Here is a 22,924-nt window from a genome sequence, read left to right on the forward strand (position 1 = left end):
CCGCTTCTCCTTGAGAATTATTTTTTCGCAGGCGTTACAACTCCTGGATGATACAGAGCCAGCAGTTCGTCCACCTTTTTGCGCGTGCCGCCGTTGCTGCTTATACTGCGCCGCACTTTAACCTGAAAATGTTTCGCCGCTTTGTACCACTCACGGGTATCGGGCGTATCATGGTTCGAAATTAACACTGGGATCCGCTTACTGACCAGCTTTTCTGCCATCTCTGCCAGATGCGCCTGCTCTCTGGGGCTGAAGCTGTTGGTATGATAAGCGGTAAAATTCGCCGTCGCAGATAGCGGTGCATAAGGCGGGTCACAATAGACCACAGAGTCTGCATCCGCACGATCCATGCACTCTTCATATGAGAGGCAATGAAACTCGGCATTCTGCGCTTTTTCGGCAAAGTGATATAACTCTGCTTCCGGAAAGTAGGGCTTTTTATAACGACCAAACGGTACATTAAATTCCCCGCGCAGGTTATAGCGGCACAGCCCGTTGTAGCCAAAACGGTTCAGATACAAAAACAGCACCGCACGGCGGAATGGGTCCTGACACGCGTTGAATTCCCCGCGGAACTGATAGTAAACCTCAGCCTGATTTGTCTCAGGTGTAAACAGCTCGCGGGAAGCCTGCACATATTCATCGGTGCGTGACTTCACGATGTTATAGAGACTGATGAGATCGCTGTTGATATCGGCAAGGATATAACGAGAAAAGTCGGTGTTGAGAAACACCGACCCGGCACCCACGAAGGGTTCAACCAGACACTCACCAGGTGGCAAATGCCGTTTTATATCATCAAGCAGGGGGTATTTCCCCCCTGCCCACTTCAAAAAAGCGCGATTTTTTTTCATGCTGACACTAACTAATTACACCTTCTCCGGCTGTGGAGAAAGCTCCGACAGCATCCTGCGCTTTAATAACATTACTTCAGATCGGCCTGAACCTGATGCAACGGTTTTGCCCACGGGTTTTTCGCTTGCACATCGGCTGGCAGCGTAGACACCGCACGTTTCGCATCGTCTTTCGAGGCATACACGCCCGTGACCAGAACATACCACGGTTGGCCGTTACGCGTCGTCTGATACACCACAAAGTTCTTCAGGTTCTCTTTCTTCGCCCAACTGTTCAGGTTGTCGTAGTTAGAAGAACTGCTGAGCTGCAGGGTGTAATGGCTACCCGGCGCAGATTTTAACGATCCGACGTTGCCTGAACTTTTCCCACCGGCCGCGCTTGTTGTCGCAGCAGCCGTCGGCGCAGTTTGCGCAGGCTGTGCCGTTTGAACAGGCGCAGACGTCGTGCTGGCGGTAGCTTTCGGAGCAACCGTGGCAGCCGGAGCAGATGTTGCTACAGGGGCTTTCGTGGCTGTTGCCGGTGCAGTGGGTTTCGCCTGAGCAACAGGTTTCGGTTCAGTATTCTTCACCGTAGTCTGCGTTTTCTTCGGCTCAATCACTGCCTGTTTGCGTTCCGGACGTGTGGTTGTGGTACGAGCCGCAGGTTCCGTTGTCTCCTGACGCGTCGCATTACCGTTACGAATTGGCGCAACCGTAGCGGGTTCTGTCGGCAGTGTGGAGTTAACCACCACATTGTTAACCTGGCTCTGGTTTTGCGGCTGCGAGAGCGCATTGTTCAGGTCGCCCTGAACTTCAACACGTTGCTGACCTTCGGTCGTTGCAGGCGCTTGTCCTTCGGTCGGCGTGGAGGAAATTGGCGGCAAGGAGACATCTTGCGGTGCATTACCGGCGGTTTGCTCAGCGGATGTTGCACCCGGCGCAGGCTGGGTTGCATTCGCTTGATCGGCGGTATTGCCAGAAAGATCGATACTCTTCTCGCCAGAAGCAGTTTGCTCGCTTGAAGAGGAGGTTGAAGGAGCCTTCAGCGCAGAGCCGATTCCGATAATCAGCAGCAGCAGCACAAGAACACCCACACCCATCATCATATACTGACGGGAAGCAGGTTTACTGACCGCTTTTTTGCGCTTGCGCGGACGACGCTCTACACGTTCTTCATCATCCACCACATCATCATCGGATTCGTAATCTTCTTCAGGCTCGACATCCTGCTCCTCATTGCGGTCTTTACGCGCACGTGTCGGGCGATGATCGTCCGCATCCAGATCGACATCATCAAAGTTGATCTGCGGCTCACCACGTTCAGAAGATTGACGAGAACGACCAGTACGACGATCGCTGGGATCGGGTTTCAGCTCGTCTTCTGGTTTGAATTCATCCATTTAACACCCCACTCAAAGGTTAATGCTTACAACGTTGCAGTTAACCTGAAGCTAAAAGACCCAATAATTGCGGTCTGACCTTTCTTGTTGTTACGCCTGCTGACAATCAGCAATCGCGCTAAGAACCACCTCGTGCGACACTCCGCCGCGGACTTCACTCTTCCCTATTGCCAGCGGGAGAATTAAACGCATTTCACCCGCCAACACTTTTTTATCACGCAGCATGTGCGGTAAATAAGCCTGAGCGGACATTTCGCGGGGTCCGTTAACAGGTAAACCAGCACGCGCAAGCAGCGTAATAATACGCTGTGTGTCAGTTGCATTAAACTGACCCAGACGTTCTGAGGTGCGAGCAGCCATTACCATACCTGCAGCGACTGCTTCACCGTGTAACCAATTGCCATAACCCATTTCGGCTTCGATGGCATGGCCAAACGTGTGCCCCAGATTCAGTAAAGCACGTAAGCCCATTTCTCGCTCGTCTGCAGCAACAACTTCTGCTTTCAGCTCACAACAACGGCGAATACAGTACGCCATCGCTGCGCCATCCAGACGCAACAGCACATCCAGATTTTCCTCCAGCCAGGTAAAGAATTTCCCATCCAGAATAATGCCGTACTTGATCACTTCCGCCAGACCCGAAGCCAGTTCACGCGCAGGAAGCGTTTTCAGACAGTCGAGGTCTATCACCACGGAAGCAGGCTGATAGAACGCGCCAATCATGTTTTTACCGAGGGGATGGTTTACAGCGGTTTTCCCGCCGACGGAGGAGTCAACCTGCGACAACAGGGTCGTTGGAACCTGGATAAAACGGACACCGCGCTGATAGCTCGCCGCAGCAAAACCGGTCAGATCGCCAATCACGCCGCCACCGAGGGCTACAAGCGTGGTATCGCGACCGTGTGGTTTTTGCAGCAGGGCCGTAAAGACCGTATCAAGCACCGTCAGGCTTTTATACTGCTCACCATCGGGAAGAATAACGCTATCAACGTTAACACCCGCCTGTTCAAGTACGCCGCGAATCTTATCAAGATAAAGAGGAGCCAGAGTTTCGTTGGTCACCAACATAACCTGCTCGCCCGATTTCAGCGGTAAGAATGAAGCTGGTTCGTTAAACAAACCAGCCGCGATGGTGATAGGGTAACTACGTTCCCCGAGAGTGACTGTAATCCTCTCCATGACGCGATATCCACCTTAATGGCTTGTACCCGCAGGCAAGTGTGTATTAAGCCAGAATCAGTTGCTTTCCAGCATATGAATAATCTGGTTTGCTACGACTTTGGCGCTCTGATCGTCGGTACGAATGGTCACGTCTGCAATCTCTTCATACAGAGGATTGCGTTCGTCGGCCAACGCTTCCAGAACTTCACGAGGCGGAGCTTCAACCTGCAACAGCGGACGTTTTTTATCGCGCTGTGTACGCGCAAGTTGTTTTTCGATCGTCGTTTCAAGATAGACCACGACGCCACGCGCGGAGAGACGATTACGGGTTTCACGTGATTTTACAGAGCCACCGCCGGTTGCCAGCACAATACCCTGTTTTTCCGTCAACTCGTTGATGACTTTCTCTTCACGATCGCGGAAGCCGTCTTCACCTTCTACATCGAAGACCCAGCCCACATCAGCTCCGGTTCGTTTCTCAATCTCTTGATCAGAATCGTAAAATTCCATATTGAGTTGTTGAGCTAACTGGCGCCCAATAGTGCTTTTTCCGGCACCCATAGGCCCAACCAGAAAGATATTGCGTTTCTCTGCCATTTTTTCGGTACTACTAAGACTATTCGTTAATGATAAACCCGCTTCGCAGATACCCAGCGCAGCAGGACATGAACTGAAACCTCATAAGATATTGCGAGAGTCAGGCTGAAAATTATCTCAATACTCAAGCTGGTTTGGCAACTGAATAAATTACCAAGCCCCGTGCATTTCCGGTCGCGACAAACCAGCCGTCTCATAAACACCGAACCCAGCGACGCATCGCGAAGTCAGATAACACGAAACCAGCCAACTATTTGCCGCTTGAATGGTGAAGAGTAATCACGGGTGCGTAAGCAACGAAAAGTACTGACTCTCAAATCGGTACTCCTTGTATGCTAAATACACCCCCACGTCAAATCCCAGAAACGTGTTCAGCGTAAAAACAACTGTATTTTATGCATAATTCACTCTGTCGATACCAGCCTGGGTGTAATGAATACCACTAGTTCACGTCGTTCATCTTCTTTACCATCGTGGCTAAAAAAATGGCCGAGCCAGGGAATATCCCCTAGCAGCGGGACACTATCCTTGCCTGATTTTTTCTTTTGAGAAAAAATACCGCCCAGCGCCAACGTTTCACCGTTTTTCACCTCGACCTGGGTTTCGATCTCCTGCTTATCGATGGCCAGCACTTCGCCATCCGCCTGTTGCAGCACCTGGCCGGGCATATTCTGACTAATGCGTAACTTCAAACGAATGCGCCCTTTCTGTAACACCGTCGGTGTCACCTCCATCCCCAACACCGCTTCTTTAAATTCCACCGCGGTCGCGCCGCTTTCACCGCTGGAAACCTGATAGGGGATCTCACTCCCCTGCTTGATACTGGCCGGTTGTAAATGCGAAGCGAGCAGGCGTGGGCTGGCGATAATATCGAGTTGCTGTTTTTGTTCCAGCGCCGAAAGCTCAAGATCCAACAGTCGCCCGTTAATGCGTCCGATGTTAAACCCAACGCGCGTCGTCGCCGTTGCAACGGAAAGATCGCTGGTCATCGTGGTCACGTCTCCCACACCTCCAGCCTGCTGAGCATCCGCGAGCGTCCATTTAACGCCCAGCTCACGTAAACTTTTTTCGTTAATGGTGACAATATGCGCCGCCAGCTCAACCTGTGCGACAGGCAAATCCATCTGTTCCACCCATTTCTCTAGCGTGGCTAACGCAACCGTGTTATCGCGAAGCAATAGCCTGTTGGTACGCTTATCCACCGTGATGCTGCCTTTTGTACTCAGCAGTTTTTCACCGACTTTCGCCAACTCTGTTGCATCAGCGTATTGCAAAGAAACACTGCGGTTTTCCAGTGGCATTGTGGCTTGCTTCTGCACCCGCTCAGCCTCTTGACGTGCCATCATTTCTTGCTGCCAGGCCGCCGTCTGAACATGTAAAATCGCCCCTTCCTGGCGTAACACCAGTCCGGCGCTTTTCGCTACGGTTTGCAGCGCCAGCGTCCACGGAACATCTGTCAGATGGAGTGACACCGAACCACTCACATCCGGCGAGATCACCATGTTTTTCTGCTCCTGTTCAGCCAGCGCCTGCAACACCTGAGCCACCGGAACGTCATCCACCATTAGCGTTACGTTTTGCGCTTTTCCCGCCTGCGCTGCCTGCATCATGACCATCATCGCGGCGGCTATCCATTGCTTCATCCCTTTCTCCTTGTCGTTGCCACTGCCACTGTGATGGCTCACAGTCTTCCCCCAGTGCGAGCGTTAAAGTTTGCGTGGTCAGTTGGGAGACTCTCCACCCGTTATCCAGCGACTCGTCATGTTCCACCCGGTGCCATTTCTGCTGACTGTCTTTGACGATACCGATCAGTTTTTCGCCCTGACTTACTGCCCCCTGAAAACGCCATTGCAAGAGTTCACTTGTCTTGCAGCGGTCTTCTGGTGGTTTGAAAGGATCACGCATACCGGTCAGCGTCAACAGAGAAAGGCACACCAACAGCCAGCGTTTACCGCTCATTCAGACGCTCCAGTTCCAGCGTCAGTAGTAACGCCGACATTTCCACGTTCAGTGAAAACCGACGAACGTTCATTCCACATTCCGCCAGTCGAACAAAAACGTCAGGAATTGCCTCCCAGGTCGAGGTCAACGCCATTTCACCGCCTTCGGCAGATGGCAACCAGTGAACAAGACGTCGATGCGACGCCTGAAAATCCAGCGGAGAAAAAGGTAGACGTTTTTCATCTGGAGCAATGCTGGCTTCACCGACCGACGTCATCAGGCGGTACTGTGCTCTCCACTGCTGTTGCACGGCGGCCCGCTGCACAACCAACGCGTCACGCTGTCCGCGAAGCGCTGGTCCATTCAAATAAAACAGGCAAATAAAGAGCAGGCCTCCCAGGCAGACGTTCCCGGCGCTCCAGCAGAGAAGCCGGGTTCGGGGCGCCAGCGCGTACCAGGCATCAAAGAGAGCGTTCATGCATCACGCTCTTTTTTAACTGATAGTGAAATTGCCAGCGCCCCTGAGCGTCCTGTCGTGTTGCACCGGTGTTGCTTAACTCGAACATCGGCAGATGATGCAACATCGCTTCCAGCGAACGTAAGGCGGAAAAGGTCAGCGCATTTCCTTCCAGCTCAAGCGTATCCTGTTGGTAGGTCATCCTGGTGAACCACGCCGACTCAGGCATTTGGTGCGAAATCACGTCAAGAACCGATTGCCAGCGACGCATCTGGGCGCGCAGCATTTGTCGCTGTAATACCTGTTGGCGCTGCTGATGCTGTTGTTCCAGCCCCCGCTTTCTCACTATTAGCGCGGCGGCCCTTGTTTGTTCTGCTTCCAGTAGAACCGTGTTGGTTCGGGCATCCAGCCCCGTAACACTGTAAATACTCAGTGCTATAACGATGAGTAACAACAGCGAACCGCCGAACAAAACAGCCCAACATCGCAGGCACGCCATCCGTCGGGAACGACGCCAGGGCATAAAATTGATCGCTGGGTTCATCAACGCATCTCCCCCATCGCAAGGCCGAGTGAGATAGCAAAAGCATACCCTTGCGGCGGAATGGGGGGCTGGCGAACGGACACGGCTTTCCAGGCATCAAAACCGTCTTCGCCACACATCACCAGCGTGTCGGGAGGCATAGACAAAGCGGCGGCGAGAGCATCAAGGCTGCTAATCTCTTCGGCGGTTTTACGCCCCCAGGCATAGCGTGTCGCCCACAACCACTGCACGTTATCACGCCATACCAGACACTGCTGGCCTGACGCTAAATACGGAATAAATCGTTGTAACGCACAGGCATCCGGCGTAACAGCAGTCACCCGCACCTTTAGCGTTTGCATGAGTGTCAGTAATGTCGAGACCTCCTTGCTTTGCGCAGCAGTCACATTGAACGACGAACTTAACGTATCCTCGCTATAGTCAAAACGTAAGGAGTCTGGATCCATGTCCAGATCACGCGCCATCGAACCGGTTAACCATGCTGTCTGTTCTCGTTCCCGCAACGCCATCGCAGGGCGCGGAAAACTTCTTTGTAGTGTTCTGCTGGAGGGAAATGAGAGGTGAATGGCGTGCTGATGAGGAAGCTCCCGGCTCCACGGTTGAAGTGTCGCGGCAAGCTGTTCAGGATTGCAAATGTAACCCTCTTTGAGGACGAGCTGGTCGAGCGGTATACGCCACCAGCGTTGTAAAAGCCAACCCGATGCGCCGCGAATAACGGCAACCGCCAATATCTCCTGTGGCTGAATATGCAGGCCTATTTGCCAGAACCGGAAAGCCATAGCTGATGATCTCCTTATCACCCGTCACTCTAACGGGTATATCAATGCGTCTGGCTTGCCTTTATACTACCGCGCGTTTGTTTATAAACTGCCCAAATGACACTAAATGGGAAATCTCCAGTGAAGTTCGTAAAGTATTTATTGATCCTTGCAGTATGTTGCATCCTGCTGGGAGCAGGCTCGATTTATGGTCTCTATCGCTATATCGAGCCGCAACTACCTGACGTCGCGACGTTAAAAGACGTGCGTTTGCAAATTCCGATGCAGGTTTATAGCGCGGAGGGTGAGCTGATCGCGCAGTATGGCGAGAAACGTCGAATTCCGGTCACGCTCAACCAAATGCCGCCCGTCATGGTGAAAGCCTTCATCGCCACGGAAGACAGCCGCTTTTACGAGCACCACGGTGTGGACCCTGTAGGGATCTTCCGTGCGGCAAGCGTAGCGCTGTTCTCTGGCCATGCGTCCCAGGGGGCGAGTACCATTACTCAACAGTTGGCGAGAAACTTCTTCCTCAGTCCAGAACGGACGCTGATGCGTAAAATTAAGGAAGTATTCCTTGCTATCCGCATTGAGCAACTTCTGAGCAAAGATGAGATCCTCGAACTCTATCTGAACAAAATCTACCTCGGTTACCGTGCCTATGGTGTCGGTGCTGCAGCGCAGGTCTATTTTGGTAAAACCGTTGACCAGCTCAGCCTGAGTGAAATGGCGGTCATTGCCGGTCTGCCAAAAGCCCCTTCTACGTTTAACCCGCTGTATTCCATGGATCGCGCCACAGCGCGACGTAACGTGGTTCTGTCGCGTATGTTGAGCGAAGGGTATATCACCCAGAACCAGTACGATCAGGCGCGTAACGAAGCGATTGATGCAAATTACCATGCACCGGAAATCGCGTTTTCTGCCCCCTATTTATCAGAAATGGTGCGCCAGGAAATGTACAACCGCTACGGTGAAAATGCCTATGAAGATGGCTATCGCATTTACACCACGATCACCCGCAAAGTCCAACAGGCAGCTCAACAAGCTGTACGCAATAACGTACTGGACTACGACATGCGCCACGGTTATCGCGGCCCGGCAAATGTCTTGTGGAAAGTGGGTGAAACCGCCTGGGACAGCAAAAAAATTACCGACACGCTGAAAGCGCTGCCTACTTATGGACCCTTGCTCCCGGCGGCGATCACCAGCGCCACTCCACAAGAAGCCACGGCAACGCTGGCAGATGGCACATCGGTATCACTGCGCATGGAAGGCGTTCGTTGGGCGCGCCCGTACCGCTCAGATACACTACAAGGCCCCACGCCGCGTAAAGTGACCGATGCCGTACAAGCGGGTCAGCAAGTCTGGGTTCGTCAGGTGGGTGATGCCTGGTGGCTGGCGCAGGTGCCGGATGTTAACTCCGCGCTGGTTTCCATTAATCCGCAAAACGGTGCGGTAATGGCGCTGGTCGGTGGTTTTGACTTCAACCAGAGCAAATTTAACCGTGCCACCCAGGCGCTGCGCCAGGTGGGATCGAATATCAAGCCGTTCCTCTATACCGCCGCGATGGATAAAGGTTTAACGCTGGCGAGCATGTTGAACGACGTCCCCATTTCACGCTGGGATGCCGGTGCCGGTTCTGACTGGCGCCCTAAAAACTCACCGCCGCAGTACGCCGGTCCGATCCGTTTACGTCAGGGTCTCGGTCAATCGAAGAACGTGGTCATGGTACGTGCCATGCGCGCAATGGGTGTCGATTACGCAGCAGAATATCTGCAACGCTTTGGCTTCCCGGCGCAAAACATCGTACATACCGAATCGCTGGCGCTGGGTTCCGCATCCTTCACGCCGATGCAGGTAGCGCGAGGCTATGCCGTGATGGCAAACGGCGGCTTCCTGGTCGATCCCTGGTTCATCAGTAAGATTGAAACCGACCAGGGCGGCGTCATATTTGAAGCGAAGCCGAAAATTGCCTGCCCGGAGTGTGATATCCCGGTCATTTATGGCGATACGCAAAAATCGAACGTCCTGGAGAACAGCAACGTCGAAGATGTCGCCGTTTCTCAGGAGCAGCAAAACGCCACTGTGCCGATGCCACAGCTTGAACAGGCAAACCAGGCGTTAGTTGCTCAAAGCGGTACACAGGAATATGCCCCACATGTGATTAACACACCGCTGGCGTTCCTGATAAAAAGCGCGCTGAACACCAATATCTTCGGCGAACCCGGTTGGATGGGCACCGGTTGGCGAGCGGGTCGCGACCTGCAGCGTCGGGACATCGGCGGTAAAACCGGTACCACCAACAGCTCGAAAGATGCATGGTTCTCCGGATACGGCCCCGGCGTCGTGACGTCTGTGTGGATTGGTTTTGACGATCACCGCCGCGATCTGGGACGCACGACGGCGTCCGGCGCGATAAAAGATCAGATCTCCGGCTATGAAGGCGGAGCGAAGAGTGCGCAACCAGCATGGGATGCGTTTATGAAATCCGTTCTGGAAGGCGTACCTGAGCAGCCGCTGGCGCCGCCGCCAGGGATTGTAACGGTCAATATCGATCGCAGTACGGGTCAACTGGCCAATGGCGGTAACAGTCGCGAAGAGTATTTCATCGAAGGTACCCAGCCAACACAGCACGCGGTGCATGAGGTGGGAACAACCATTATTGATAATGGTGAGTCGCAGGAACTGTTCTGATCAAAAAAGGCGCTTCGGCGCCTTTTTTATTTTTGCTGCATTGCGCTGCCGAATGACGGCCTACAGACGTCCCTGCCCTTTCAACCACTCGCGCACCAGAAACAGAGCGCTCACGTTACGCGCCTCATTAAAGTCCGGCTCTTCCAGCAGGTCCATCAAATGCGCCAGCGGCCAGCGCACCTGCGGCAACGGTTCGGGTTCGTCGCCTTCCAGCGATTCCGGATAGAGGCTTTCAGCCACCACAATGTTCATTTTGCTTGAAAAATAGGAAGGTGCCATGCTCAGTTTCTTTAAAAACGTCAGATCCTGCGCACCAAAGCCAACCTCTTCTTTTAATTCGCGGTTCGCGGCCTCAAACACATTCTCTCCGGGATCAATCAACCCTTTGGAAAACCCCAGTTCGTAGGACTCCGTTCCCACCGCATATTCACGGATCAGAATCAGGTGATCATCAACGATAGGTACAATCATTACCGCTTCGCGGGTGGATGGACGCATACGCTCATAGACACGTCGCACACCATTGCTGAACTCAAGGTCCACGCTTTCAACGTTGAACAGGCGCGATTGTGCGACAGTTTCTACTTTCAAAATGGTGGGTTTTTGTAATGATTTGCTCATCGTGAGAGTCTTTGCAGTGAAATCTGACGCCATTGTGCGATATGCAGCACGCTTTCGGCAATGTGAATTGCCATTTATTTACATTTATGCAACGCAGTTAAAATTAATTCTTATTTCAAATTAAAAGTCAATAGGTTGAAATAACTCCAGGAATTTGCTGATATTCCGCATTTGGTGGTTTTGCTATGATTTGCATTCAATGGGATGCGCTTAAAAATGCTCAAGTTCAACTCCACACTTGCCGATAGCCAACCACAAAATCACGTTTATTGGACAGGGTGCGACTGACCACACCTGACAGACTTAGTAAGATGGGGAAAGCATGAGCACCATTCTGATTTTTTTAGCTGCTTTGCTGGCCTGCTGTCTACTGGCAGGATGGCTACTCAGAGCACGCGCCAGGCGGCGGAGCCTGCCCTGGATCAATGCCTTCCCGGAGGCAGCCACGCGTAAGCTGACGCCCGAAGAGCGCAGCGCCGTTGAGAACTATCTCGACAATCTCAGCCAAATCCAGCAAGTGCCAGGACCGACAGGCGCCAGTGCCGCGCCTGTGTCACTCACTCTCAATGCCGAGAGCAACAACGTTATCGTTCTGACGCATTCGATCACACGTTACGGCATTACCACCGACGATCCCAATAAATGGCGATACTATCTCGACTCGGTTGAGGTTCATCTGCCGCCTTTCTGGGAACAGTACATCAATGACGAAAATAACGTTGAACTGATCCATACCGATAAGCTGCCTTTGGTTATCTCACTGAACGGTCACACGCTGCAGGAATACATGCAAGAGACGCGTGGCTATGCATTGCAGCACACCGCCTCCACTCAGGCATCGATCCGCGGTGAAGAGAGTGAACAAATTGAACTGCTGAACATTCGCCAGGAAACGCATGAAGAGTATGCGTTGAGCCGTCCGGCGGGTCTTCGTGAGGCAGTGCTGATTGTCGCCTCTTTCCTGTTGTTTTTCTTCTGCCTGATAACGCCAGATGTGTTTGTTCCGTGGATGGCTGGCGGCGCTATTTTGTTGTCGGCCGCGGGTCTCTGGGGATTGCTTGCACCGCCCTCTAAAACCGCGCTACGGGAAATCCACTGTTTAAGAGGCACCCCGCGTCGCTGGGGGCTATTCGGTGAAAACAACCAGGAACAAATCAACAATATCTCACTGGGGATCATTGACCTGATTTACCCGGCTCACTGGCAGCCTTACATCGCACAGGATCTCGGTCAGCAAACCGATATTGATATCTATCTGGATCGCCACGTTGTACGTCAGGGCCGCTTTTTATCTCTGCATGACGAGGTCAAAAACTTCCCGCTACAGCACTGGTTGCGCAGTTTGGTCATCTCCGGCGGTTCCCTGCTGGTGCTGCTGATGCTGCTGTTTTGGATCCCACTGGATATGCCCATCAAATTCACGCTGTCGTGGATGAAAGGAGCCCAAACCATTGAAGCCACTAGTGTGAAAAAACTCGAAGAGGCCGGCGTTCGCGTGGGTGATACTCTGCATCTGAGCGGTAAAGGCATGTGCAATATCCATACGCCAGGGAGCTGGACCGCGCAGACGGGTTCCCCGTTCATGCCCTTTGATTGCTCTCAAATTATCTGGAATGACGCCAGGACCTTACCGCTGCCAGAGTCCGAACTCGTCAATAAAGCGACGGCGCTCAATCAGGCCATCAGCCGACAATTGCACCCCAAACCGGAAGATGATTCGCGTGTTAGCGCCTCGTTACGCTCGGCGATTCAAAAATCTGGCATGGTGTTACTGGATGACTTCGGTGACATCGTGCTGAAAACGGCTGACCTGTGCTCCGCCGAAGATGAGTGTGTACGCCTGAAAAATGCCCTGGTGAACCTCGGCAATAGCAAAGACTGGAATGCGCTGGTTAAACGCGCCAACGCCGGAAAGCTCAATGGCGTCAATGTTCTGTTGCGCCCCGTTAGCGCAGAGTCACTGGATAATCTAGTAACCACCTCAACCGCGCCGTTTATTTCGCGTGAAACCGCGCGTGCTGCCCAGTCGCTAAACAGCCCCGCGCCGGGAGGATTCCTGATTATCAGTGACGAAGGCAGCGATCTGGTTGACCAGACTTACCCCGCCGTTTCACTGTATGACCACCCGGCTCAGGAGCAATGGGCTGCCTTCCAGCGGTTGGCCCAAATGCTCATGCAAACGCCGTTTAGCGCTGAAGGGATTGTCACCAGTATTTATACCGACGCCAACGGAACGCAGCATATCAGCCTGCACCGTATTCCAGACCGCTCAGGTCTCTGGCGCTACCTCGGTACGACGCTGCTGATGCTGGCCATGTTGGGCAGTGCGATCTACAACGGCGTACAGGCGTTCAGACGCTATCAGCGCAATCGCACCCGCATGACTGAAATTCAGGAATACTACGAAAGCTGCCTGAATCCGAAACTGATCGCCTCCCCTGAAAGCCTCATCTGATAACACGCTCGTGCGACAGGGTATGCTACCCTGTCGCGCACATTGCTTCACTCAGGAGAGAACCCATGCACATTGATATCGCCTGGCAGGACGTGGATACCGTTTTGCTGGATATGGACGGCACGCTGCTTGATCTCGCGTTTGATAACTATTTCTGGCAAAAACTGGTGCCGGAAACCTACGGCGCGCAGCACGGTATCTCTCCACAAGAAGCCCAGGAATTTATCCGCCAGCAGTATCAAGACGTACAGCATACGTTAAACTGGTACTGTCTGGATTACTGGAGCGAACGGCTGGGACTGGATATCTGCGCCATGACGACAGAACAAGGGCCGCGCGCCGTTCTGCGCGATGATACCGTTCCGTTTTTGGATGCGTTAAAAGCAAGCGGTAAACGCCGTATTTTGCTCACCAATGCGCACCCACACAACCTGGCGGTGAAGCTGGAGCATACCGGTCTGGCCTCACACCTTGATTTATTACTTTCTACCCACACATTTGGTTATCCCAAAGAGGATCAGCGGTTATGGCACGCTGTGGCTGAAGAGACGGGGATGAACGCGGAGAAAACGTTGTTTATCGATGACAGCGAGCCGATCCTCGACGCCGCCGCCCAATTTGGCATTCGTTACTGCCTCGGCGTGACCAATCCCGACTCCGGTATCGCGGAAAAGCAGTATACTCGCCATCCGTCACTGAATGACTACCGCCGATTGATCCCCTCGCTGATGTGAAGGAGTCACCATGAAAGAGAAACCCTCTGTTGAGGTCAGGCTGGATAAATGGCTGTGGGCTGCACGTTTTTATAAAACCCGCGCTATCGCTCGTGAAATGGTGGAAGGCGGTAAGGTGCACTATAACGGGCAGCGCAGTAAGCCGAGTAAAATTGTCGAGCTGAATGCCACCCTGACGCTGCGCCAGGGTAATGACGAGCGCACGGTCATCATCAAAGCGATTACCGAGCAACGCCGCCCGGCAAGCGAAGCCGTCGCACTGTATGAAGAGACGGTAGAAAGCGTAGAAAAACGCGAAAAAGTCGCGCTGGCGCGTAAGCTTAATGCGTTGACCATGCCGCACCCGGACAGGCGCCCGGATAAAAAAGAACGCCGCGACCTGTTACGATTTAAACACGGCGACAGTGAGTGACTGTCACCTGCAAGAGAGATGATTATGCCGCAACATGACCAATTACACCGTTATCTGTTTGAAAACTTTGCCGTACGCGGCGAACTGGTGACCGTATCGGAAACCCTGCAACAGATCCTCGAGAATCATAGTTATCCGCAGCCGGTGAAAACCGTGCTGGCCGAGCTGCTGGTTGCAACCAGCCTGCTCACCGCAACGCTGAAATTTGCGGGTGATATCACCGTGCAACTGCAGGGTGACGGCCCGATGAGCCTGGCGGTGATCAACGGAAACAACAACCAACAGATGCGTGGCGTCGCCCGCGTTCAGGGCGATATTCCTGAAAATGCGGATCTGAAAACGCTGGTCGGCAACGGTTATCTGGTCATCACCATCACGCCAGAAGAAGGTGAACGCTACCAGGGCGTAGTGGGTCTGGAAGGCGACACGCTGGCGGCATGTCTGGAAGACTATTTCCAGCGCTCTGAACAGTTACCCACACGCCTGTTTATTCGCACGGGCGACATTGAGGGTAAACCGGCGGCAGGTGGCATGCTGTTGCAGGTAATGCCTGCCCAGAATGCCCAGACAGATGATTTTAATCATCTGGCGACGCTGACGGAAACCATCAAAACTGAAGAACTGCTGACGCTGCCTGCGACCGAAATACTGTGGCGTCTGTATCACGAAGAAGAGGTCACACTCTACGATCCACAGGATGTTGAGTTTAAATGCACCTGTTCGCGTGAACGTTGTGCAGGCGCGCTGAAAACGCTGCCGGATGAAGAAGTCGACAGCATCCTGGCTGAAGAAGGCGAGATCGATATGCACTGCGATTATTGCGGTAGCCACTATCTGTTCAATGCGATGGATATTGCAGAGATCCGTAGCAACGCCTCTCCTGCCGATCCGCAGGTACATTAATCGCGTTTAAGACGCCGGATGGCGACGCGACAGGCCGGGTGTGCAGTAACGCCGCCCGGCATTCCTCACATTTTTCTCTCAACTTCTCGCTTTTTATTTCGACGTGAATCGATAATTTAAACATTGTCGTTACGTAATTTTCTTCTATGAATGCGATTACAGTCACAATATTTCCGCCAGATACACTTCTGTTTAACGTTTTAGGAACATTTTCCACAACAAAAAAGTGTTTCCTGCCATAATAATCGCCGCTTCGTGACAGGAGTCGCAGCGTTTTCAGTCAATCGTGATTTTTTCCAGATGCGTAAATCTATGAGCCTTGTCGCGTTAAACAAACCCGAAAAAACCTTAATATTTCAGGCAATACATATTGGCTAAGGAGCAGTGAAATGCGTGTTAACAGTTTAACCCCGCAAGATCTCAAGGCTTATGGTATCAATGACGTTCAGGATATCGTTTACAATCCAAGCTACGAAACGCTGTACCAGGAAGAGCTGGACCCTTCCCTGGAAGGCTATGAGCGTGGTGTGCTAACGAACCTCGGCGCCGTTGCTGTTGATACCGGTATTTTTACCGGCCGTTCGCCAAAGGATAAGTACATTGTCCGTGATGACACCACGCGTGATACGCTCTGGTGGTCCGACAAAGGCAAAGGGAAGAACGACAACAAACCGCTCGCCCAGGAAACCTGGCAGCATCTGAAAGGTCTGGTGACCCAACAACTCTCCGGCAAGCGTCTGTTCATCGTTGATGCCTTCTGCGGTGCAAACGCCGATACCCGCCTTTCTGTACGTTTTATTACGGAAGTTGCCTGGCAGGCTCACTTCGTCAAAAACATGTTCATCCGCCCGAGCGATGAAGAACTGGTCAGCTTCAAGCCTGATTTTATCGTGATGAACGGCGCGAAATGCACCAACCCACAGTGGAAAGAACAGGGATTAAACTCCGAGAACTTCGTGGCTTTCAACCTGACCGAACGCATTCAATTGATTGGCGGTACCTGGTACGGCGGTGAAATGAAGAAAGGGATGTTCTCAGTGATGAACTACCTGCTGCCGCTGAAGGGTATTGCTTCCATGCACTGCTCCGCCAACGTGGGCGAGAAAGGCGATGTCGCGGTCTTCTTTGGTCTTTCCGGCACAGGCAAAACCACTCTCTCTACCGACCCGAAACGTCGTCTGATTGGCGATGACGAACACGGCTGGGATGACGACGGCGTGTTTAACTTTGAAGGTGGTTGCTACGCGAAGACCATCAAGCTGTCTAAAGAGGCTGAACCGGAGATCTATAACGCAATCCGCCGTGATGCGCTGCTGGAAAACGTGACGGTCCGCGACGATGGCACCATTGATTTTGATGATGGTTCCAAAACCGAGAATACCCGCGTTTCTTACCCGATCTATCACATCGATAACATCGTCAAACCGATCTCCAAAGCGGGTCATGCTACCAAAGTGATCTTCCTGACCGCTGATGCGTTCGGCGTACTGCCGCCGGTTTCCCGTCTGACGGCAAACCAGACGCAGTATCACTTCCTGTCTGGTTTTACCGCTAAGCTGGCAGGGACTGAGCGCGGCGTTACTGAACCCACACCGACCTTCTCCGCTTGTTTCGGCGCAGCATTCCTGTCGCTGCACCCGACACAGTACGCAGAAGTGCTGGTAAAACGTATGCAGGCCTCAGGCGCGCAGGCTTACCTGGTAAACACCGGCTGGAACGGTACTGGCAAACGTATCTCCATCAAAGATACTCGCGCTATCATCGATGCCATCCTGAATGGTTCCCTGGACGACGCGGAAACCTTCAGTCTGCCGATGTTTGACCTGGCAATCCCTACCGAGCTGCCGGGTGTGGATGCCCGCATTCTTGATCCACGTAACACCTATGCTTCACCAGAACAGTGGCAGGAAAAAGCTGCCGCGCTGGCAAAACTGTTTATTGATAACTTCGAGAAATACACCGATACCCCGGCAGGCGCGGCGCTGGTAAGCGCCGGTCCGAAGCTGTAAGTCGAATGTGCCGGATGGCGGCATAAATGCCTTATCCGGCCTGGCACAACACGAACAGCCATCAGGCTGTTCAGAAAAACAAAGGGAGGCATTTAGCCTCCCTTTTTCACACCTATTTTCTACACGTCTTTGATTGTCGCCGGAATGCGAGCCATCGGAACCGGTAACCAGGCACGAATAGAGAGTCCGCCCCGCTCACTGGTGCCAATCTCCAGCATCCCGTTATGGTTATCAATAATACGCTGCACAATCGCCAGACCCAATCCGGTACCACTGGTGCTGCGGGCGCTATCGCCGCGTACAAACGGCTGGAACAAGTGTTTGCGCTGCTCCGGCTTGATACCCGGACCATCATCCTCAACCTGGAACCAGGCGCGATGAGGTTCCGTCCCGCTACTGACTTTAATCCAGCCATTACCATAGCGTGCCGCGTTGACCACCATATTGGCGACCGCACGCTTAATCGACAACGGATGCATCTTCACCTGAATAATGCCTGGCTGCAGCCCGGTATCGATTTCACGCTCGTAGCCGCTTTCCGCCGCAATGACTTCGCCCAGGACAGCATTAAGATCGGCCATCTCCATCGGCATTTCCTGCCCGGTACGCAGGTAGTCGATAAACTGTTCGATAATGGCGTTGCACTCTTCAATGTCTTTGTTGATGGACTCCGCGAGGTAACCGTCTTCTTCGCCCATCATTTCAGTGGCCAGACGAATGCGCGTCAGCGGGGTGCGCAGATCGTGGCTCACCCCCGCCATCAGCAACGTACGGTCATCAGCCAGTTGCTTCACGCCCGCCGCCATATGGTTGAAAGCACGGGTCACGGAGCGCACCTCCGACGCGCCATACTCGCGCAGCGGCGGCGGAATAATGCCCTTCCCGACCTGCAGCGCCGCATGTTCGAGATCCACCAGCGGTCGGTTCTGGATACGAATAAACAGCCATGCGCCGCCTATCGCCATGAGCATGATCGCCAGCGTATAGCGAAACAGTGGGGAGAAATCGCCCTGATGGATTTCGGTCAGCGGCACGCGTACCCAAATGTTGGGTGATAGCCAGGTTTTTAGCCAAACGACGGGCGAGCTTTTATTGACCTCAACGCGAACTTCCGTAGGGCCCCCCAACTGCTGCGCCATCTGATGACTTAAGAATTCATAGTGTTGCGCCCAACGAAGGCCAGCCTCTTCAGCGGCTTCGTTAGAGTAGAGAGAAATGCCCAGCTCACGGTAAATTTCCCGGCGGAACGCGGGAGGCACAACAAGCTGCGTGCCGTCCTCCAGTTGCAGTTTATCCGTCATCAGCATACGAACTTCGTAGGCCAGGACTTTATTAAACTGCTGGAGGCTCGGCAGAATCGCAAAGTTCAGCACCACCAGATAGGTCGTCACCAGGCTGACAAACAGCAAAGTGACGATGAGTAGCAACGTGCGGGCAAATGAACTTCGTGGCGAGAAGCGCATTCGCCTCATGCTTTAGAACCGTCCGGCACAAAGACATAGCCCAGACCCCAAACGGTCTGAATATAACGTGGGTGTGCCGGATCTTCTTCCACCATGCGACGTAAACGAGAAATCTGCACATCGATGGAACGTTCCATGGCGGAGTATTCACGACCACGCGCCAGGTTCATCAGTTTGTCGCGCGACAGCGGTTCACGTGGGTGGCTCACCAGCGCCTTCAGAACCGCAAACTCACCGCTGGTCAGTGGCATAGGCTCGTCTTCGCGGAACATCTCGCGGGTGCCCAGATTCAGTTTGAACTTCCCGAAAGCAATAACAGCTTCTTCCTGAGACGGCGCACCCGGCAACTCGTTCGCCTGACGACGCAGCACCGCGCGAATACGCGCCAGCAGTTCACGCGGGTTGAACGGTTTAGGGATGTAGTCGTCCGCACCGATTTCGAGGCCGACGATGCGGTCCACTTCTTCCCCTTTCGCCGTGACCATGATGATCGGCATCGGGTTGCTCTGGCTGCGCAGACGGCGGCAAATCGACAGGCCATCTTCACCTGGCAACATTAAATCCAGTACCATGAGGTGAAAGGATTCGCGGGTTAGCAGACGATCCATCTGCTCAGCGTTGGCGACGCTTCGAACCTGGAAGCCCTGCTCGGTCAGATAACGCTCCAGAAGCGCGCGCAGACGCATGTCGTCATCTACCACCAGAATCTTATAATTCTCTTGCATTGTTTTTACTCCCAAAGGTTCGCAACAATTGTAAGTGTGTATTCTTAAGAAAGCTCACGTTCGTCACCAGTGAATTCTGGTATGAATTCCAGGCTAAATTGTTACAAAGCATATTTAACAGCAGCTTAAGTATACAATGAAACTTGCGGCACATTATTTATTCTGTTGATGAGATCGCGTAATACTAATTGTGCGCACAATCACAGCGTCGAAGGTAAATCAATAAGATGAAAACGCCCCTGATCACCCGGGAAGGGTACGAAAAACTCAAACAAGAGCTAAATTATCTCTGGCGTGAAGAGCGCCCTGAAGTCACCAAAAAAGTGACCTGGGCCGCGAGTCTTGGCGACCGCAGCGAGAATGCCGACTATCAGTATAATAAAAAGCGACTACGGGAGATTGATCGTCGTGTCCGTTATCTGACCAAATGTCTGGAAAATCTCAAAATTGTCGACTACTCCCCGCAGCAGGAAGGCAAAGTGTTCTTCGGCGCGTGGGTGGAAATCGAAAATGACGACGGTGATATTCGTCGCTTTCGTATCGTCGGTTACGATGAAATTTTCGGCCGTAAGGATTACATTTCTATCGACTCGCCCATGGCGCGCGCGCTACTGAAAAAAGAGGTGGGCGATCTCGCCGTGGTGAACACGCCTGCGGGCGAAGCGAGCTGGTACGTTAATACGATCGAATACGTAAAATAAGCAGGAACAATCCGAAGCACCTGTGGATGACTGGCATTTTTGCCAGTCAGTCCGTATAACTATTCCCTGATTTTTACTCAGTAGATGAAGCCAATCCATGATGAATGATTCTTTCTGCCGCATTATTGCGGGCGAAATTCAGGCACGCGCCGAACAGGTAGAAGCTGCCGTTCGCCTGCTTGACGAAGGGAACACCGTGCCGTTTATCGCACGTTATCGTAAGGAAATCACCGGCGGTCTGGATGATACGCAACTGCGTAACCTGGAAACGCGTCTGGGGTATTTACGCGAACTGGAAGACAGACGTCAGTCGATCCTCAAATCTATTGCCGAGCAGGGCAAACTGACCGATGCGCTGGCAAATGCCATCAACGGTACATTAAGTAAGACCGAACTCGAAGATCTCTACCTGCCCTATAAACCGAAGCGCCGTACCCGTGGGCAAATCGCCATCGAAGCAGGCCTTGAGCCGCTGGCCGACCTGTTGTGGACCGACCCGTCCCACGACCCGGAAACAGAAGCCGCCAACTATATCGACGCTGAAAAAGGCGTGGCTGACACCAAAGCGGCACTCGATGGGGCACGTTACATCCTGATGGAACGTTTTGCCGAAGATGCGGCTTTGCTGGCGAAAGTGCGTGATTATCTGTGGAAAAACGCCCATATCGTAGCAACCGTAGTGGCAGGCAAAGAGGAAGAAGGCGCGAAATTCCGCGACTACTTCGACCATCACGAACCCATCTCCTCCGTGCCGTCTCACCGCGCGCTGGCGATGTTCCGTGGTCGTAACGAAGGCGTATTACAGCTCTCGCTGAATGCCGATCCGCAATTCGACGAGCCACCGAAAGAGAGCCACTGCGAACAGATCATCCAGGACCATCTCGGCCTGCGCCTGAATAATGCTCCGGCGGACAGCTGGCGTAAAGGCGTAGTGAGCTGGACATGGCGTATTAAAGTGCTGATGCACCTCGAAACCGAGCTGATGGGGACCGTGCGCGAGCGCGCAGAGGATGAAGCGATTAACGTCTTCGCCCGTAACCTGCACGATCTGCTGATGGCAGCGCCAGCCGGTCTGCGTGCCACTATGGGTCTCGATCCGGGTCTGCGTACAGGGGTGAAGGTCGCCGTTGTCGACGGCACCGGTAAACTGGTCGCTACTGATACCATTTATCCACATACCGGTCAGGCAGCGAAAGCCGCCGTCGCGGTTGCCGCGTTGTGCGAAAAATACAACGTTGAACTGGTCGCCATCGGCAACGGCACCGCATCACGTGAAACCGAGCGTTTCTTCCTCGACGTCCAGAAACAGTTCCCGAAAGTGACCGCGCAGAAGGTGATTGTCAGCGAAGCCGGTGCATCCGTTTACTCAGCTTCCGAACTGGCTGCTCAGGAGTTCCCGGACCTCGATGTTTCGCTGCGTGGCGCGGTTTCTATCGCCCGACGCCTGCAAGATCCGCTGGCCGAGTTGGTAAAAATCGATCCGAAATCCATCGGTGTGGGCCAGTACCAGCATGATGTTAGCCAGACGCAGCTCGCCCGTAAACTGGACGCAGTGGTCGAAGACTGCGTAAACGCCGTCGGCGTCGATCTGAACACCGCTTCCGTGCCACTGTTAACCCGCGTGGCAGGTCTGACCCGAATGATGGCACAGAATATCGTGAGCTGGCGTGATGAGAATGGCCAGTTCCAGAACCGTCAACAGTTACTGAAGGTGAGCCGTCTGGGACCAAAAGCCTTTGAACAGTGTGCGGGCTTCCTGCGTATCAACCATGGCGATAACCCACTGGATGCTTCCACTGTTCACCCGGAAGCGTACCCCATCGTCGAACGCATTCTGGCAGCTACCGAACAGTCATTGCGCGACCTGATGGGTAACAGCAGCGAGTTGCGTAATCTGAAAGCGTCTGACTTTACTGACGAACGCTTCGGGGTGCCGACCGTCACCGATATCATCAAAGAGCTGGAAAAACCGGGTCGCGACCCGCGTCCGGAGTTTAAAACCGCTCAGTTTGCCGATGGTGTGGAGACCATGAACGATCTGCTGCCAGGCATGATCCTGGAAGGCGCAGTCACCAACGTGACCAACTTTGGCGCGTTTGTGGATATCGGCGTTCATCAGGACGGTCTGGTGCATATCTCTTCCCTGTCGAACAAGTTCGTCGAGGATCCCCATACCGTGGTGAAAGCGGGTGATATCGTTAAAGTGAAGGTGCTGGAAGTGGACCTGCAACGTAAGCGTATTGCCCTGACCATGCGTCTGGACGAACAGCCTGGTGAAACGAACGCCCGTCGCAGTAACGGCGGTAACGAACGTGCCCAGAGTAATCGTCCGGCGGCGAAACCGCGCGCTCGCGACGCTCAACCTGCCGGCAACAGCGCCATGATGGACGCACTGGCCGCAGCGATGGGTAAAAAACGCTAACGCCCGTTTGCTTGCGTTTTCCTGCTTCTGGCACACCTCTCGCGCCAGAAGCAGCATTCCGTTTTCTCAGATTTCCGGCGTTTCTCCCTCTTTC

General features: G+C 53.3%; 20 protein-coding genes. 8 read left to right on the plus strand and 12 right to left on the minus strand.

The features are described from left to right. Positions 1 to 17: 17 nt before the first annotated feature. The 9 genes from dam to NNO04_RS06660 form a co-directional block, all read right to left on the minus strand. A complete protein-coding gene (gene dam, locus NNO04_RS06620; protein WP_271443994.1) occupies positions 18 to 854 on the minus strand; it encodes an adenine-specific DNA-methyltransferase in 837 nt (278 codons plus the stop codon). 71 nt (positions 855 to 925) lie between these two features. Further along, positions 926 to 2,233 carry a cell division protein DamX gene (damX, locus tag NNO04_RS06625; RefSeq protein WP_271443995.1) on the minus strand — a complete coding sequence of 436 codons (1,308 nt, stop codon included), beginning with the start codon at positions 2,231 to 2,233 and terminating at the stop codon, positions 926 to 928. Between the two features lie 90 nt (positions 2,234 to 2,323). Further along, complete coding sequence (gene aroB, locus NNO04_RS06630; protein WP_271443996.1) at positions 2,324 to 3,412, minus strand: 3-dehydroquinate synthase; 1,089 nt, start codon at positions 3,410 to 3,412, stop codon at positions 2,324 to 2,326. A gap of 57 nt (positions 3,413 to 3,469) precedes the next feature. Further along, positions 3,470 to 3,991 carry a shikimate kinase AroK gene (gene aroK / locus NNO04_RS06635; RefSeq protein ID WP_042322869.1) on the minus strand — a complete coding sequence of 174 codons (522 nt, stop codon included), beginning with the start codon at positions 3,989 to 3,991 and terminating at the stop codon, positions 3,470 to 3,472. Positions 3,992 to 4,395: 404 nt separating this feature from the next. After that, positions 4,396 to 5,634, minus strand: a complete 1,239-nt coding sequence (gene hofQ, locus NNO04_RS06640; protein WP_271443997.1) for a DNA uptake porin HofQ — start codon at positions 5,632 to 5,634, stop codon at positions 4,396 to 4,398. Beyond that, complete coding sequence (locus NNO04_RS06645; protein ID WP_271443998.1) at positions 5,546 to 5,950, minus strand: HofP DNA utilization family protein; 405 nt, start codon at positions 5,948 to 5,950, stop codon at positions 5,546 to 5,548. Before NNO04_RS06645 ends, hofQ begins: the two co-directional genes overlap by 89 nt. After that, entirely contained in the window at positions 5,940 to 6,410 is a 471-nt protein-coding gene (locus NNO04_RS06650) for a HofO family protein (RefSeq protein WP_271443999.1), read from the minus strand. Before NNO04_RS06650 ends, NNO04_RS06645 begins: the two co-directional genes overlap by 11 nt. Continuing rightward, positions 6,394 to 6,933, minus strand: coding sequence for a PilN domain-containing protein (locus tag NNO04_RS06655; RefSeq protein ID WP_271444000.1), 540 nt, complete (start codon positions 6,931 to 6,933; stop codon positions 6,394 to 6,396). Before NNO04_RS06655 ends, NNO04_RS06650 begins: the two co-directional genes overlap by 17 nt. After that, positions 6,933 to 7,712, minus strand: a complete 780-nt coding sequence (locus NNO04_RS06660; protein ID WP_271444001.1) for a DNA utilization protein HofM — start codon at positions 7,710 to 7,712, stop codon at positions 6,933 to 6,935. Before NNO04_RS06660 ends, NNO04_RS06655 begins: the two co-directional genes overlap by 1 nt. A gap of 120 nt (positions 7,713 to 7,832) precedes the next feature. Between NNO04_RS06660 and mrcA the strand changes: the two genes are divergently transcribed. Next, positions 7,833 to 10,385, plus strand: a complete 2,553-nt coding sequence (mrcA, locus tag NNO04_RS06665; RefSeq protein ID WP_271444002.1) for a peptidoglycan glycosyltransferase/peptidoglycan DD-transpeptidase MrcA — start codon at positions 7,833 to 7,835, stop codon at positions 10,383 to 10,385. A 60-nt stretch (positions 10,386 to 10,445) separates the two neighbouring features. On the opposite strand, the gene nudE is transcribed toward mrcA, so the two are convergent. Further along, a complete protein-coding gene (gene nudE / locus NNO04_RS06670) occupies positions 10,446 to 11,006 on the minus strand; it encodes an ADP compounds hydrolase NudE (RefSeq protein WP_271444003.1) in 561 nt (186 codons plus the stop codon). A gap of 322 nt (positions 11,007 to 11,328) precedes the next feature. On the opposite strand from nudE, the gene igaA reads away from it, so the two are divergent. The 5 genes from igaA (at position 11,329) to pckA (ending at position 17,519) form a co-directional block, all read left to right on the plus strand. Continuing rightward, positions 11,329 to 13,461 carry an intracellular growth attenuator protein IgaA gene (gene igaA, locus NNO04_RS06675; protein ID WP_271444004.1) on the plus strand — a complete coding sequence of 711 codons (2,133 nt, stop codon included), beginning with the start codon at positions 11,329 to 11,331 and terminating at the stop codon, positions 13,459 to 13,461. Between the two features lie 65 nt (positions 13,462 to 13,526). Then, positions 13,527 to 14,195: a GMP/IMP nucleotidase gene (yrfG, locus tag NNO04_RS06680; protein ID WP_271444005.1), complete on the plus strand. Its 669-nt coding sequence runs from the start codon at positions 13,527 to 13,529 to the stop codon at positions 14,193 to 14,195. 10 nt (positions 14,196 to 14,205) lie between these two features. Next, positions 14,206 to 14,607, plus strand: a complete 402-nt coding sequence (gene hslR, locus NNO04_RS06685) for a ribosome-associated heat shock protein Hsp15 (protein ID WP_271444006.1) — start codon at positions 14,206 to 14,208, stop codon at positions 14,605 to 14,607. Between the two features lie 24 nt (positions 14,608 to 14,631). Beyond that, the gene (gene hslO, locus NNO04_RS06690) at positions 14,632 to 15,510 is read left to right on the plus strand and encodes an Hsp33 family molecular chaperone HslO (RefSeq protein ID WP_271444007.1); all 879 of its coding nucleotides are present in this window, start codon (positions 14,632 to 14,634) and stop codon (positions 15,508 to 15,510) included. A 389-nt stretch (positions 15,511 to 15,899) separates the two neighbouring features. Then, entirely contained in the window at positions 15,900 to 17,519 is a 1,620-nt protein-coding gene (pckA, locus tag NNO04_RS06695) for a phosphoenolpyruvate carboxykinase (ATP) (protein ID WP_271444008.1), read from the plus strand. Positions 17,520 to 17,638: 119 nt separating this feature from the next. Here pckA and envZ read toward each other — a convergent pair whose 3' ends face one another. After that, the gene (gene envZ / locus NNO04_RS06700; protein ID WP_271444009.1) at positions 17,639 to 18,991 is read right to left on the minus strand and encodes a two-component system sensor histidine kinase EnvZ; all 1,353 of its coding nucleotides are present in this window, start codon (positions 18,989 to 18,991) and stop codon (positions 17,639 to 17,641) included. Continuing rightward, positions 18,988 to 19,707 (minus strand): osmolarity response regulator transcription factor OmpR, encoded by a 720-nt coding sequence (gene ompR, locus NNO04_RS06705; protein ID WP_001157751.1) that lies wholly within the window; start codon positions 19,705 to 19,707, stop codon positions 18,988 to 18,990. Before ompR ends, envZ begins: the two co-directional genes overlap by 4 nt. A gap of 227 nt (positions 19,708 to 19,934) precedes the next feature. On the opposite strand from ompR, the gene greB reads away from it, so the two are divergent. Both greB and NNO04_RS06715 read left to right on the plus strand, forming a co-directional pair. Further along, on the plus strand, positions 19,935 to 20,408 hold the full coding sequence (greB, locus tag NNO04_RS06710; RefSeq protein WP_162380547.1) for a transcription elongation factor GreB: 474 nt from the start codon (positions 19,935 to 19,937) through the stop codon (positions 20,406 to 20,408). A gap of 97 nt (positions 20,409 to 20,505) precedes the next feature. Further along, positions 20,506 to 22,830 carry a Tex family protein gene (locus NNO04_RS06715; protein WP_271444010.1) on the plus strand — a complete coding sequence of 775 codons (2,325 nt, stop codon included), beginning with the start codon at positions 20,506 to 20,508 and terminating at the stop codon, positions 22,828 to 22,830. Positions 22,831 to 22,924 lie beyond the last annotated feature (94 nt).

The organism is Citrobacter sp. Awk 4 (assembly GCF_028069725.1).
In the GTDB taxonomy this organism is placed as follows: Bacteria; Pseudomonadota; Gammaproteobacteria; order Enterobacterales; family Enterobacteriaceae; genus Citrobacter_D.

What these genes read in the sequence shown, in the direction of transcription:
- aroB (WP_271443996.1), bottom strand. Translation starts at nt 3,412, where the DNA reads ATGGAGAGGATTACAGTCACTCTCGGGGAACGTAGTTACCCTATCACC.
- NNO04_RS06650 (WP_271443999.1), bottom strand. Translation starts at nt 6,410, where the DNA reads ATGAACGCTCTCTTTGATGCCTGGTACGCGCTGGCGCCCCGAACCCGG.
- NNO04_RS06660 (WP_271444001.1), bottom strand. Translation starts at nt 7,712, where the DNA reads ATGGCTTTCCGGTTCTGGCAAATAGGCCTGCATATTCAGCCACAGGAG.
- NNO04_RS06655 (WP_271444000.1), bottom strand. Translation starts at nt 6,933, where the DNA reads ATGAACCCAGCGATCAATTTTATGCCCTGGCGTCGTTCCCGACGGATG.
- greB (WP_162380547.1), top strand. Translation starts at nt 19,935, where the DNA reads ATGAAAACGCCCCTGATCACCCGGGAAGGGTACGAAAAACTCAAACAA.
- pckA (WP_271444008.1), top strand. Translation starts at nt 15,900, where the DNA reads ATGCGTGTTAACAGTTTAACCCCGCAAGATCTCAAGGCTTATGGTATC.
- aroK (WP_042322869.1), bottom strand. Translation starts at nt 3,991, where the DNA reads ATGGCAGAGAAACGCAATATCTTTCTGGTTGGGCCTATGGGTGCCGGA.
- yrfG (WP_271444005.1), top strand. Translation starts at nt 13,527, where the DNA reads ATGCACATTGATATCGCCTGGCAGGACGTGGATACCGTTTTGCTGGAT.
- igaA (WP_271444004.1), top strand. Translation starts at nt 11,329, where the DNA reads ATGAGCACCATTCTGATTTTTTTAGCTGCTTTGCTGGCCTGCTGTCTA.
- nudE (WP_271444003.1), bottom strand. Translation starts at nt 11,006, where the DNA reads ATGAGCAAATCATTACAAAAACCCACCATTTTGAAAGTAGAAACTGTC.
- NNO04_RS06715 (WP_271444010.1), top strand. Translation starts at nt 20,506, where the DNA reads ATGATGAATGATTCTTTCTGCCGCATTATTGCGGGCGAAATTCAGGCA.
- ompR (WP_001157751.1), bottom strand. Translation starts at nt 19,707, where the DNA reads ATGCAAGAGAATTATAAGATTCTGGTGGTAGATGACGACATGCGTCTG.
- hslO (WP_271444007.1), top strand. Translation starts at nt 14,632, where the DNA reads ATGCCGCAACATGACCAATTACACCGTTATCTGTTTGAAAACTTTGCC.
- hslR (WP_271444006.1), top strand. Translation starts at nt 14,206, where the DNA reads ATGAAAGAGAAACCCTCTGTTGAGGTCAGGCTGGATAAATGGCTGTGG.
- hofQ (WP_271443997.1), bottom strand. Translation starts at nt 5,634, where the DNA reads ATGAAGCAATGGATAGCCGCCGCGATGATGGTCATGATGCAGGCAGCG.
- damX (WP_271443995.1), bottom strand. Translation starts at nt 2,233, where the DNA reads ATGGATGAATTCAAACCAGAAGACGAGCTGAAACCCGATCCCAGCGAT.
- NNO04_RS06645 (WP_271443998.1), bottom strand. Translation starts at nt 5,950, where the DNA reads ATGAGCGGTAAACGCTGGCTGTTGGTGTGCCTTTCTCTGTTGACGCTG.
- dam (WP_271443994.1), bottom strand. Translation starts at nt 854, where the DNA reads ATGAAAAAAAATCGCGCTTTTTTGAAGTGGGCAGGGGGGAAATACCCC.
- envZ (WP_271444009.1), bottom strand. Translation starts at nt 18,991, where the DNA reads ATGAGGCGAATGCGCTTCTCGCCACGAAGTTCATTTGCCCGCACGTTG.